Origin of the sequence: Bradyrhizobium zhengyangense (assembly GCF_022012555.1) — a bacterium.
Taxonomy (GTDB): Bacteria; Pseudomonadota; Alphaproteobacteria; order Rhizobiales; family Xanthobacteraceae; genus Bradyrhizobium; species Bradyrhizobium zhengyangense.
In genome coordinates this window covers 182,393-195,296 of sequence record NZ_JAKLTZ010000009.1, presented here as the reverse complement: position 1 = coordinate 195,296, position 12,904 = coordinate 182,393, and the positions used below count along the sequence as shown (strand labels likewise).

At 60.0% G+C, this 12,904-nt stretch carries 13 protein-coding genes; 8 read left to right on the top strand and 5 right to left on the bottom strand.

What is annotated here, in order from left to right; translation table 11 throughout:
- Positions 1-225: 225 nt before the first annotated feature.
- The gene (locus L6639_RS29445; protein ID WP_128930032.1) at positions 226-654 is read right to left on the bottom strand and encodes a DoxX family protein; all 429 of its coding nucleotides are present in this window, start codon (positions 652-654) and stop codon (positions 226-228) included.
- 108 nt (positions 655-762) lie between these two features.
- Between L6639_RS29445 and L6639_RS29440 the strand changes: the two genes are divergently transcribed.
- Positions 763-1,650: a LysR family transcriptional regulator gene (locus L6639_RS29440; protein ID WP_128930033.1), complete on the top strand. Its 888-nt coding sequence runs from the start codon at positions 763-765 to the stop codon at positions 1,648-1,650.
- 43 nt (positions 1,651-1,693) lie between these two features.
- Here the strand turns inward: L6639_RS29440 and L6639_RS29435 are convergent, their stop codons facing one another.
- Positions 1,694-2,668, bottom strand: a complete 975-nt coding sequence (locus L6639_RS29435) for a LysR family transcriptional regulator (RefSeq protein WP_237864940.1) — start codon at positions 2,666-2,668, stop codon at positions 1,694-1,696.
- 59 nt (positions 2,669-2,727) lie between these two features.
- Between L6639_RS29435 and leuC the strand changes: the two genes are divergently transcribed.
- From leuC to L6639_RS29400, 7 genes are all read left to right on the top strand, one after another.
- Positions 2,728-4,152 carry a 3-isopropylmalate dehydratase large subunit gene (leuC, locus tag L6639_RS29430; RefSeq protein WP_128930035.1) on the top strand — a complete coding sequence of 475 codons (1,425 nt, stop codon included), beginning with the start codon at positions 2,728-2,730 and terminating at the stop codon, positions 4,150-4,152.
- Positions 4,149-4,757, top strand: a complete 609-nt coding sequence (leuD, locus tag L6639_RS29425; protein ID WP_128930036.1) for a 3-isopropylmalate dehydratase small subunit — start codon at positions 4,149-4,151, stop codon at positions 4,755-4,757. Before leuC ends, leuD begins: the two co-directional genes overlap by 4 nt.
- Before the next feature lie 74 nt (positions 4,758-4,831).
- Positions 4,832-6,151 carry a 2-hydroxycarboxylate transporter family protein gene (locus L6639_RS29420; protein ID WP_237864939.1) on the top strand — a complete coding sequence of 440 codons (1,320 nt, stop codon included), beginning with the start codon at positions 4,832-4,834 and terminating at the stop codon, positions 6,149-6,151.
- A gap of 24 nt (positions 6,152-6,175) precedes the next feature.
- On the top strand, positions 6,176-7,390 hold the full coding sequence (locus L6639_RS29415) for a mannonate dehydratase (RefSeq protein WP_164933591.1): 1,215 nt from the start codon (positions 6,176-6,178) through the stop codon (positions 7,388-7,390).
- A 21-nt stretch (positions 7,391-7,411) separates the two neighbouring features.
- Positions 7,412-8,719: a lipase family protein gene (locus L6639_RS29410; protein WP_232995552.1), complete on the top strand. Its 1,308-nt coding sequence runs from the start codon at positions 7,412-7,414 to the stop codon at positions 8,717-8,719.
- A gap of 282 nt (positions 8,720-9,001) precedes the next feature.
- A complete protein-coding gene (locus L6639_RS29405; protein WP_128930039.1) occupies positions 9,002-9,322 on the top strand; it encodes a putative quinol monooxygenase in 321 nt (106 codons plus the stop codon).
- 83 nt (positions 9,323-9,405) lie between these two features.
- Entirely contained in the window at positions 9,406-10,437 is a 1,032-nt protein-coding gene (locus L6639_RS29400) for an aldo/keto reductase (RefSeq protein WP_128930040.1), read from the top strand.
- 146 nt (positions 10,438-10,583) lie between these two features.
- On the opposite strand, the gene L6639_RS29395 is transcribed toward L6639_RS29400, so the two are convergent.
- From L6639_RS29395 to L6639_RS29385, 3 genes are read right to left on the bottom strand one after another with little or no spacing between them, the layout of a single operon-like run.
- Positions 10,584-11,480: an aldose epimerase family protein gene (locus L6639_RS29395; RefSeq protein ID WP_128930041.1), complete on the bottom strand. Its 897-nt coding sequence runs from the start codon at positions 11,478-11,480 to the stop codon at positions 10,584-10,586.
- 58 nt (positions 11,481-11,538) lie between these two features.
- On the bottom strand, positions 11,539-12,273 hold the full coding sequence (locus L6639_RS29390; protein WP_128930042.1) for an amino acid ABC transporter ATP-binding protein: 735 nt from the start codon (positions 12,271-12,273) through the stop codon (positions 11,539-11,541).
- Entirely contained in the window at positions 12,257-12,904 is a 648-nt protein-coding gene (locus L6639_RS29385; protein ID WP_128930043.1) for an amino acid ABC transporter permease, read from the bottom strand. The genes L6639_RS29390 and L6639_RS29385 overlap by 17 nt, the downstream gene beginning before the upstream one ends.

The window sequence follows — 12,904 nt, the reverse complement described above, 5'->3', positions numbered from 1 at the left end:
AGCGGGACCTCCGCTATATCGTACTCATGAAACGCTTTAAGTGGCGCGCAACTGGACACCCGGTTTGCCTGAGGCTGATTGCTGCTACCATCCATTTGGAGGGGCGAAGACATGCTGCGATGAGCGAAGCTGCATCGTGGGAGCGTGCCGCCGGGATAATTCGACGCCAATCGATCCCCTGAGAGCCTTCGGGAAGCACCGCCATGGCTGGTTAGGAGCTCGGCATCAGGATCGGCGCGGCGCGACCGGTATCTTGCGCCCGCGCCCCCAGACAACAAAGACGCTAAGGGCCAGCAAGATGAAGTTGAGAGGCGTGAGCTCGGCCTCGCCGCGAGAGACATGAAAAACGATAGCGAAGACCTGCAACACGGAGCAGCCAAGCGCGGCAAGCACTGTCAGCCGCGGCATAATCCGGGTTAACGCAGGCACGAGAACGCCAATTCCTCCGGCGAGGTCGATCAGTCCGATGACCCGGACAAATGCTTCAGAGTGCTGACCTGTCCATGGCATCATTGCCGCTAACTGCGGAATCGGCATGAACAGCTTCGCGAGCCCGGACGAAGCGAACACGCAAAAGAGGAGGGCTTGAGCGATCCAAAGGCTCACGCATAGGGGACGTTCCCGCGGGGCGGCTTGGGCGGTGGCGGTGGACATGGCAGGCACTCCGACGATCACAGGGCTGTCACCATGTTTGGTCGCTTCACGATTTTGGATCATTATCTGTTTTGGGATGGATTCATTTCCTATATGTTGATGATCTGAATGGATACGCTGGTCAGCATGAAGGTCTTTTGCCTGGTTGCCGAGCTCAAGAGCTTTGCAGCCGCGGCAGAGCGGCTGGGCATCTCGCCCGCCATGGCGAGTAAGCATGTGATGCAGCTTGAGAAGCGTCTGGGCTCACGGCTGCTCAACCGCACGAGCCGACGCGTCAGCCTGAGCGAAAGCGGCGCATTATATTTCGAGCAGACGCGTCAAATGCTCGAGTCCCTGGATGAGGTAGAGGCGGCCGTCAGCAACGTGACCGTAGTTCCTCGCGGCACATTGCGGCTAACCGCACCGGTCTGGATGGCCAATCCGAAGTTTTCGAAAGTCTTGGCAGACTATCAGGCTCGCTATCCACAGGTGCGGCTGAACATCGATCTCAGTGGACGATTGGTCAATCTGGTCGAGGAAGGTTTTGACCTGGCCTTGCGTGCGACGGGCACGCCTGACGAGGCATTGATCGCGCGGCCGATCACAAGGGTCCCATTTTATATGGTTGCCACGCCCGCTTATCTCGATCGCGCAAAGCGCCCGAAGAATCTGGCTGAATTGTCCGGACACAGCCTCTTGCACTATGCGCTGCACTCTCCAGGCGAGAGTATCACCATCCAGGGCGAAAGTGGGACGCAGACTATCAAATTCAACCCCGTTTTGCTCAGCGGCAACGAGACTCTGCTGCACCTGGCCGCCCTGGAAGGCATGGGGCTCGCGGTGCTGCCCAAATGGCTGATCAGCGAGGATCTCGCCGCCGGGCGCCTGGAACAAGTGCTGCCGGAGCAGAGCATCTTCGAAAGCCAATTGTTCGCGGTTTATCCGACGCGCAAATACCTCTCAGCCAAGGTCCGGACATTTATCGACTTCATCGCTGCTGATAAGCGACTGAGATAGCCGGGCCAAAAGCGTGACTGCTGCGGCATCAACTTTACTTACGTCATCGTGAATGTGTGGCTGCTTTCTCGATGTGCTGCCAGAATGCCTCCGCCGCCTGGGCGAGCCGCAGTTTAGGCCGGAATACGTGGATCTCGATCGGCACGTACCACTGCTGCCCGCCTGCCGCGACAATCTCGCCAGAGGCAAGCTGATCACTGATCAGGCTTTCCGGCAGCCACGCCATGCCCCGGCCTGCCTGAACCATCGTGACCAAAAGCTTCGCCAGATGCGACGTGAATGTTGTGTGAAGATGAGCTTGCAAGGGGGAGGTGGCACGCACCGCTTCCAGGATCCGTCCCATCCCTGATTCTGAACGGAAGCTCAAGAACTGTACAGGCGCGCCCTCCGTTCCCGGAAGCTTGAAGCGAGGCTTGCGGTTGCGGCGCGAAACCGGCACCGATGCGGGGATCAGCCGATCGTCACCAACATGCAGCGAGCGAAAATGCGACGGCGTCAACGCCGTCGTGGCGGCCGGATGATAATGGCAAAGCAAAAAATGGGCATCGCTCGCCAAGAGGATCCGTTCGCAGCCTTCCATATGATTGGCAACGAGCTGTACGTTGGGCACGAATGGTAGCTCGGTCTCGATGCGACGCAGCCAATCCGGAAAGAACGTCAGCGACAGCGCATTGGTCGAGGCGAACTTCAGTACGTCCGAGGCACCGCGCGCCCGCTCCTGCGCCTCGAGCCGGCCGGCACTCAATCTGCGCACGATATCGTCAGCAGTGTGACGAAAGGCTTCACCAGCGGGCGTCAGATTGACGCTGTGCGTGGTGCGATCGAGCAGCGATGCGCCAGCCCAGACCTCGAGCGCCTGTATCCTCCGGCTGAGCGCCGGCTGGGAACAGTTTCGCTCCTCTGCGGCCCGTGAAAAACTGCGCGCTGTCGCAACCGCGATGAAATCGTATAACCAGTTGATCTCCATGGAGAGCTCTCGTTTATGCAGGCCTTGCATAACGATATCAGCATCCGGCATTGGATTTCTAGTCGCGCGCGCGTCACGGTGGCCGGAAAGAAGCTTTGGAGGAAGGCGGGATGGCCGCGCGCACGTTGTATGACAAGCTGGTGGACTCCCATGTGGTCCGCAATCTGGATGATGCCGGGCTCGTCCTGCTGTACGTCGACCGAACCGTCCTCAACGAGTATACCAGCCCCCAGGCGTTTGCCGGCCTGCGCGCCGCGGGGCGGAAAGTTTGGAATCCCAAAGCGGCGCTGATGGTGGTCGATCACGTCAACCCTACAGCCGCACAACGCACCCGCGCCATGCCGGATAGCGGCGCCGCGCGCCAAGTTGACTACTTCGCTGAAAACGCCCGGGATTTCGGCATCGAATATTTCGATATTCTCGATCCGCGCCAAGGCATCGAGCACGTCGTCGCCCCCGAGCAGGGCCTCGTCATGCCAGGTATGGTCATCGCCGCCGGCGACAGCCACAGCACCGCCTATGGCGCCTTCGGCGCGCTCGGCTATGGCATCGGGACCTCCGATATCGAGCACTATCTTGCAACCTCGACGGTGCGCTACCGACGCCTCAAAACGATGCGCATCCACCTCACCGGAGACGTCCCGTTCGGGGTCACGCCGAAAGATATCGTCATGGAGATCATCCGGCGGATCGGCGCCGACGGGGCTACTGGCTATGCCGTTGAGTTCACTGGCCCCGTCGTCTCAAACATGAGCGTCGAAGGCCGCATCGTCATGTCCATCATGATCGTCGAAGCGGGCGCGCGTGGTGTCGTGGTCGCCCCGGACCAGAAGGTGCTGGACTATTTAAAGGGCCGGCCGCGCGCGCCAAAGGGCGAGATGTGGGAGCGAGCGGCCAAGAAATGGCTGACGCTCGCCTCGGACCCCGATGCCCGGTTCGACCGCGAGGTTGCGCTCGATGTCGCGGATGTCGCCCCTCTCGTCACCTGGGGAACCAGCCCCGACCAGGCAATTGCAGTGACCGATATTATCCCCGATCCTGCGCAACAGGTGGCGCCTGAACGCAAGGCCGCGGCCCTTCGCGCCCTGAGCTATATGGGGCTTCGAGCCGGTGATCCCATTCAATCCGTCCCGATCGATTTTGCGTTCATCGGCTCCTGCACGAATTCGCGCATCGAGGATTTGCGCGACGCGGCCGAGGTCTTTCGTGGCCGCCGTGTTGCGGCCGGTGTACGGGCAATCGTAGTGCCGGGATCGACCCACGTCAGAGCGCAAGCCGAGGCTGAAGGCCTTGCAAAAGTGTTCACGGATGCCGGCGTCGAATGGCGGCAATCCGGCTGCTCGATGTGCCTTGCCATGAATGACGATGTGCTCAAGCCCGGAGAGCGGTGTGCGTCCTCGACCAACCGAAATTTCGAAGGCCGCCAGGGACCAGGCGCCCGCACGCATCTCATGAGTCCGGCAATGGTGGCCGCGGCCGCGGTCACCGGCCACATCGCTGACGTTCGTTCACTGCTGGGAGTTGCAGGCCAATGATGCCATTCGATCAAGTTTCAGGCGTCGCTGCACCCATGATGTCGCCAAACATCGACACCGACGTGATCATGCCCAAAATGTTTCTTAAGGGCGTGGACCGGAGCGGGCTGGGCGAGGGCGCCTTCAATCTGCTGCGCTTCTCCGCCGGTAAACCCAATCCCGAGTTTATTCTCAATCAGGACGGTTATCGCAACGCTTGCTTCCTCGTGGTCGGCCCAAATTTCGGCTGCGGTTCGAGCCGCGAGCACGCGGTGTGGGGGCTTCAACAGCTCGGCATCCGGGCATTGATCGGCACCAGCTTCGCCGGGATATTCAATGACAATTGCGGCAACAACGGCCTGTTGACGATCTCGCTCGAACCCGATCTCGTAGCTGAGATCGCTAACGCTGTGGCACATCGTGAGCGCAACGACGTCTTCGTTGATCTTGCAGCGCAGACGATCCGCTTCGACCGTGGCCGCCGCCCGATCAAATTCGACATCGAGCCGACGAGGAAAGAGGCGTTCCTGACGGGCCGGGATTTCGTCGCATCAACCCTGGTCCTTGCTGACGACATCCGCGCTTTCGAAGCACGCCATGCTGCGGAGAATCCCTGGATCTTCTGACTGGCAAGCCAGTCCTCGCGGCCAGCAGACTGGCCGCAGCCCGGATGACGAAAATAACAAAATTGGAGGGAACTTTGGTTGACACGACTTTTCGTCCGGCCGCGCCGGAGGCAATCCCTTCGACGAAGCTCAACGGCGTCAAGATCGGCCCGTTGCCAATCAGCATATACGTCGGAGCGGCCATCGTCTGTGCTGCCGCGGTTTACTCTGGAAAGCTCCCGAACGATGTGATCGGCGGTCTCCTGGTCCTCATGCTGCTCGGCTTTCTGCTGGGCAAGCTTGGCCAGACGATACCGGTTCTCAAGCAGATCGGTGGGACCGCGATCCTATGCCTGTTCGTTCCGGCAGCACTGGTAAGCTATGGCTTGATGCCGGATGCCGCCCTTAAAGCAATCACCACGACGTTCCGGACCGCCAATTTTCAATACTTCTTCATCGCCTGTCTCGTCGCAGGCTCAATCCTCGGAATGCCCTACCGCGTCTTGGTTCAAGGCTTCATCCGCATGTTCGTTCCGCTTCTGATCGGGACCATTGCCGCCGTCTCGGCCGGCATTCTGGTCGGGCTGGCATTCGGGTATACTCCCAAGGACACGTTCTTCTTCATCATCATTCCGATCGTCGGCGGCGGCCTTGCCGAGGGCGTATTGCCGCTCTCCATTGCTTATTCCGAGATCTTGCAGCGGCCGCAAGCCGATCTTGTCGCACACATGGTGCCTGCGGCATTGCTCGGCAACGTGGTCGCAATCGTTTGCGCCGGGCTTCTTGCGCGCCTTGGCGAGAGACGGCGCGATCTGAGCGGGCAGGGCATGCTGGTCAAGACCGGCGACAATGACATCCTAGGCGACGTGCGGCCCGATCGGCCTATTGATCTCGGATTGCTGGGAGCAGGTATGGTGCTGTCCTGCGGTCTATTCGTGCTTGGCATGACCCTAGCGCCATTTACAGGGATACCTGGACCGATCATGATGATCATCGCGGCGGTCGCGTTGAAGCTGACCAAGATCCTACCGAACGAGATGGAGCTCGGCGCCTACCAGATCAACAAGTTCATGTCGACCAACCTGACCTTTGCGATCCTCGTCGCCATGGGCGCATTGCTGGTCAAATGGGAACAACTCGTCGCCTCCTTCAACCCGGGATACATCATGATCTGCACCGCGACCGTGCTGGCCATGATTGCCTCCGGCTTTTATGTCGGCAAGTGGCTAAACATGTATCCGGTCGAGGCTGCGATCGTCACCGCCTGCCATTCGGGACTGGGCGGCACCGGGGATGTTGCCATCCTTGGCGCCGCCGATCGCATGGGCCTCATGGCATTCGCCCAGATCGCCACTCGTGTCGGCGGGGCGATCATGATTGTGATCGCGACCCTGCTGCTGAAGTCGCTATCCTGATCTGGCGTGTTGGAGATGCAACAAATGGATCGGCGCGACTTTACAAAGGCCCTATTGGCCATGTCCGCCAGCGCTGGCATGTCAGGTGCAGCGGTCGCGGAGCAGGAGCCAAGCGGCGGCGTCCCTTCGCTTGCCGTGCGCGTCAACGACAAGATCAGGCTGGGTGGCCAACGCAACTTCGACAGAGGACCGGTGACCTCGCGGCAGAACATGCAGTGGCACCAGCGGTGGGGCATTCGCTATCTCGATGTCTCGCTGGAGACGAGAAACGCCGCTCCGGACGTCTTTGGAAGCGATACGCCCGACGAGGGTGCGCTTGCTCGCGCTCAGGCGCTCGGCACGGGCATGGGAGGCGCGCGGCTTCAGCCCACCACGCGCTGGAGCCTCGAAGGCATGATGCGCATCGCCGACACGCTGCAGAAAAACGATCTCATCTGGGAGAGCATCCGGATGGATTCGGCGTACATCGCGATGGCGCCGGGGCCGGAACGCGACCGTTATCTGGATCTGATTTGCGAAAACGTCCAAACCGCCGGCCGCGCCGGGGTCAAGATCATCAGCTATCATTGGAATTTGACCCCGATCCGGCGCAATCGCAAAGTTCAGGGCCGTGGTGGGTCGGAATACGACGCGTTCAAGCTAGAAGACAATTGGCGCGACCTCCCGCCGACCCCTGCAGGCCGTGTCTCAGCGGACGACTATTGGGAGCGCCTGCATGTTTGGGCGTCCCGCGTCATCCCCGTGGCCGCGGAGAGCGGGGTCAAAATGGCTTGCCACCCCTACGATCCGGGCGGCCTGCCTCTCGGCTATCTCGGTGTCGACAGCTTCGATGCCGGCGATTATGCGAACGCGCTGCTCAAATACGAGAAGCTGTACGATTCACCTCATAATGGCTTTCAATACGATACCGGGGTCTCACGGGAATCGATGCCTGAAGGGGTTGATCAGCTTGCGCTGTTATACGGTTTGATCAAGAGAAAGAAGATTCATCAGATCCACTTCCGCAATGTCCGCGCCAGCCAGAACGACTTCGTCGAGGTCTATCATGACGAGGGCGATGTGGACTTGTTCAACATCATTCGCCTGCTTCGCGACAGCGGCGGCTCACTGCTGGCCGATCATAGTCCGCGTCATCAGGATGATCCCTCTTACGTGATAGGCTTTGCGTTCGCAAACGGCTACATTCTCGGCCTCCTGCGCGCTGCCCATGAAGAGGCGCTCAAGTCCATCGCACGATAGCCCGTTATGGAACCAGATCGGATGAAGAAAATGAACAGGCTGCTAAAGCTCAATCCCAACAGGTTCACAATGAAGTCGGTGCTCGCAATCTCGATCCTTTCGGCCTTGGCATTATCCGAGGCCTTCGCGCAGAACACCGCGCTGCCGACTGGCCCCCAATGGGGCGATCAAAACCTATCGGCTTTTTATCGTTGGACCGATCCGCTGCCCACAAGGCCGGGCGTGATGCTGCGTGAAGAGCCAATGAAGGCCCAGCCGGAGATCACGAAAGCGGCTCTCGCCGAACGCATTCTCTACAGTTCGACGGATGTACGTTGGCACGCCGGGATCGTACCGGTGAGCGGGACACTGTATCTGCCGGTTGGAGAACCGCCGGCCGGAGGCTGGCCCCTCGTGGCCTGGGCTCATGGCACGCTGGGCGTTGCGGACGTGTGCGCGCCGTCCTGGGCCGGGCACAAGCCGCGCGATGCAACCTACATCCAAAAATGGCTAGAGAATGGGTTTGCGGTCGTTGCCACCGATTACCAGGGTCTCGGCGGTCCCGGCCCGCATCCTTACCTGATCTGGGAAGCTGAAGGGCATTCCGTGCTCGATGCCGTCCGGGCAGCGCGCGCCGCCCATGGCGACAAGCTCGCTCCCAAGGTCTTCATCAGTGGTCAGTCGCAAGGCTCAGGCGCAGCTTTGGGCGCAACAACGGTCGCACCGAACTATGCGCCAGATGTACCCTTGCTCGCCACAGTCGCCACAGGGGTCGTGTCGACCTTTCCCGACGGCCCTTACCGGCCTGCGGAGGCATTCAAGGTTGGCTCGCCGATTTACCTCACCCTCATGATGCTCGGCGGTTCGCTTCCCGATGAGGCACCCCCCGTAGACAACCTCGTGACTGACAAGGGAAGGCTCGTCTTACGCGCAGCACGAGAAGGCTGCACCGGCGAGATGCGCGCGATCGCGCAGAAAGATACTGTCACCGCCGACAACGCCTATGTCCAACCGATCGCGAACATCGAAGCGAGCCTTGCGTCTCCGACCGACATGAAGCCCGTGCGGCTGCCGGTGCCCGTTCTGCTTGGCACGGGTCTGGCCGATTCAGTACTGCCGCCCCGTCGCCAATATGCAGCCGTGGCGGCCTTATGCTCGGCCGGAAACGAGGTCGTTTGGAACACCTATCCTGGTGCCACTCACAACGGGGGCCTGATTGCCGCTTTCCCGGACGCATTGGCGTTCTTCAAACAGACACTTGAAGGCAAAAAGACGCCAAGCAACTGCGCGCGCATTACCGAGCCGGGGCTTCCGACGACACCGGCGCCTGGTATACCCTTCAATGACTGACTAGCGGTTCTTTGCATCTTAGCGCATCGGTTTGCACGAACCGATGCGATCCAAGCCAGGCAGTCCTTTCTGAGAAGCTCTGGGCTGCCGGTTTGACCTGCGCCTTCGGCTAAATTGAGCCCCTTCCAAGTGCGCCAGGGGAGGCTTTCGTTGGGTTAGTCTCGTCGAGCGCGATCCTTTCGATTTCTAGCGCTCGCGCCCGTGACGACCGGCGGCTTATTTCTTGTTTCTTATCGGTCGGCATATGCCGCGACCGTCTCTCCGCTCTTGAGGTAGAAAGCCATGTCAGGAACTTTAGCCATCGTCGCGCGCTTTGTCGCGAAGGCGGGTTGTGAGGAGGAATTGAGGGCTACACTACTAGAGGCTGCGGCAATCGCCCTGGCGGAGGAGCCTGGCTGTCGTCGCTTCGAAATCCTGCAGGCGGTTAATCCTGATGGCGTGGTGCTGCCGGATACTTTCATGTCCAATGAACTCTTCGACGACTACGAGGCCGTCGAGGCGCACCGTAACTCCAGGCACGCTCCCGTCCGCAAGGCTCGGATCCGTGCTCTTGTGTCGAGCCAGACCCGGATCGAGATGGGCGCTGTGATTGATGAAGTCTGATGACGCTCCCCCGAGATCGAGCATCCAAAATGAGCCGCTTTGCAACGAGGCAAGCACAGGGTGCTTATGGCTAGGACAATGTGATGGAACATAGGGGTGTCGGCCGTTCAGGGCTGAGGATCCCAGCCCTGGCCTTTGGGACAGCGACTTTCGGCGGTGGGAACGAGTTCTTTCGCAAGTGGGGCACGACCGATCTATCGGAGGCCCGACGGCTCGTCGACATATGCCTCGATGCGGGGCTGAATCTCTTTGACACCGCCGACGTCTACTCGATGGGCGCGGCGGAAGAAATCCTCGGAAAGGCTCTGGGCTCACGCCGATCGCAGGCCCTGATCGCCACCAAGCTCGGCTACCGCTCGCATAGCGGGCCGAACGGAATGGGGGCGAGCCGGCAGCACATCATAATGGCGTGCGAGGCCTCGCTGAAGCGACTTGGCTGCGATCACCTCGACCTGCTGCAACTCCACGGCTATGACGAAAATACACCGATCGAGGAAACACTGCGCGCCTTCGAGGAACTGATCAAGGCCGGGAAGGTCCGCTATATTGGGGCGTCTAACTTCTCCGGATGGCAGCTGGCCAAGATGGCCACCACCGCTGACTGGCTTGGCTTGCCGCGCCCCATCTCGCATCAGGTCCACTATTCCTTGCTGTGCAGGGACTATGAACACGAATTGATGCCCGCGGGTTTCGATCAGGGCATAGGCGCCATCATATGGAGCCCGCTATCCGGCGGCAAGCTTAGCGGCAAGATCAGCCGTGACCGGCCGCCGCAGGCCGACAGCCGAGCGGCGAAATTCGGAGGCCTGACCGAGCGCGACGCCAAGCTCTTTGACATCGTGGATGCGCTCAACGATATCGCGCAGGAGCGCGGGACAAGCGCGTCTCAAGTTGCGATCAATTGGCTACTCGCCCGGCCAACCGTCTCAAGTGTCGTCATTGGCGCCCGCACGGCCGAACAGCTCGTTGAAAACATCGCAGCCCTCGACTGGCAACTTTCCATCAAGGAGGTGGAGCGCTTGAACCAAGTGAGCGCCTCGCCAGCACCCTATCCCTATTCACATCAGTCTATGTTCCCTGAATTACTTCGTCCGCTCAGCGGAATCTCTCGGTAATGCATGCAACTGGCAGGCTAGGGTCTCGCAATGTTTGGCACTTTCGAACAATGCTCGCCTGAACGGTCCATCCCTGCCGGGGCGCGGCGCTTGCAAAGGGAGACCAAATGTCCGACGCCATCCGCAGCTTTGACCATCCGCGGCTATCAACTCATGGAAATCACAACAGAGCCCTTCAGCTCGTCTCCGGGTTCCAGAATCACAGTTCCAGTGTCAGCACAACCGCGAGCGAACAGGTTGAACCCGTCCGCAACGTGGCTGACGGGCTCTGCGCATAGATGTGCGGCATCAGCGGGCCGATGCAGCACAAAATGCGAAAATGCAGGATCCCCTCGCATTTCAATCCGATCACCATTCGAGCGGTGAATAACGCAGAGCCCGCGCCATCCACTGCGATAAAGCGTCACCTCACCGGGCGGCAATGAATCTGCTGTGGGCCCGGCAGAATGGGCATCCGGCAGCGCGGCGAGATAGTCCGTCGTCACGGCCCAGTCGATCGGTGCGTCAAACTCTATGTTGTCATCGACTTGGTGCTCGAAATAGGGATGCAGGCCGATTCCACCCGGCATCGGCGTCTGCGCCTCGTTTCGAAGATTGAGACAAAATATGGCACGCGAGGGTTCAAGTTCGACCTTAAGAGTTGCGCTGAACGCCCAAGGCCAGTCGGCGCCTCCCTTGTGCGAGTATCGCATCGTCACCTGCGATGGCGTCAGCGAGATCGTCTCCCAAGGCATCCTGTGCGCATGCCCGTGCAACGTATGCGGCAGCGCGTCGGGATGGGCCGCAAGCTCGTACCGCTTACCCTGGAAGAGAAGAACCCCATCCCTCACGCGGTTGCTATAGGGGACGAGGGGATAGATACCACCCTTGGGCCAGCGCAGTAACTGAGCGGGCTCTACCCCGGCCGGGAACGGACGCAAGACCCGTCGCGGCAAGCCGCTACCCTTGCTGCTGCACAGCTCGAGAGAGGTCACGCGTCCGCCAGCGGACGCCGAGAAGCCAAGTCGAGCCGCACCGGCCGTCAAAAGCTGGTTGGTGATCATAGAACGCCATTCAAACCATTTGAGATGGACCGTTTGAGCGCCCGTTCACTGCCGCAGCTTAATGCTCAGCTGATTCGGCGACGAACGCCGCCAGCTCGGGCGTCGCAGGCATCCGCAGGATGTCCGACGATCCCATTTCGTGCACCTTGCCATCGCGCATATAAATGACGCGGTCCGCCACCTTGCGGGCAAAGGCCATTTCATGGGTCACCAGGATCATGGTCATGCCGTCGGCCGCGAGCTGCTCCATGACACGCAACACTTCTCCCGTAAGCTGCGGGTCGAGCGCTGAAGTCACTTCATCGAACAGCATCAACTTAGGCTCCATGGCAAGGCTGCGGGCAATGGCTACGCGCTGCTGTTGCCCGCCGGAAAGCTGTTCCGGATAGCAGTCCATCTTCTCCCGCAGCCCCACTTTGGCGATCACAGTATCCGCAATTTCGCGGGCCTGCCGCTGCTTCATGCCTTTTACCATGCGCGGGGCCAACATGATATTTTCGGCCACGGTCAGGTGCGGGAAGAGGTTATAGCTTTGAAAAACGATTCCGACATCGCGTCTCAAAGACTTCAAGTCGATGTCGTCATCATGGAGCTCGTGGCCGCAGATCAGCATCGAGCCGCCTTGGATGGTCTCCAGGCGATCCATGCAACGTAGCGCCGTGCTCTTGCCCGATCCGCTCTGGCCGATGATAGCGGCGACTTCGCCCCTGTTCACCTCAAAGGTGACACCTTTAAGGACTTCCAGCTCGCCAAAGCTCTTGCGCACGTCCTTTAATTCAACGATTGGCGACATTGAGTTTCCTTTCGAGGGCTCTGCTTTGAACCGACAGCGGATAGCAGATCGCAAAGTACATCAGGGCAGCGATGCCGAAGTAGAGAAACGGCTCAAATGTTGCGTTGTTGATGATCTTTGCGTTGTAGGAGAGCTCGGCGTATCCGACCACAAGTGAGGCGATCGATGTGTTCTTGACGATCTGGACCAAGAAGCCGACTGTCGGTGGAATGGCAATGCGCAGAGCTTGCGGCAGGATGACAGCCCTCATGCGCTGCCAGCGCGTCAGGCCGAGGCACTCTGCGGCTTCCCATTGCGGCTTCGCCACCGCCTGAATGCAGCCGCGCCAGATCTCGCCCAGATAGGCGCTGCTGTAAAGTGTGAGCGCGAAGGTCGCTGCCGTCAGCGGAGATAAGGAGTCGTAGCCCAAAATGCTCGGCCCGTAAAAGCACAGACCCATGAGGACGAGCAACGGAAGTCCCTGCATGATCTCGATATAGGCCGCCGCCCCGCGCGAAATCGCCCAATTCCGCGAGATGCGTGCCAGAGCGACGATGAAGCCGGCGATGCCGCCAAACAGGAAAGTTAACAGGCTCAATACGACCGTCGCCCATAGCCCCTGGAGCAACGAGAGAATGTAGGCGCTATTCAT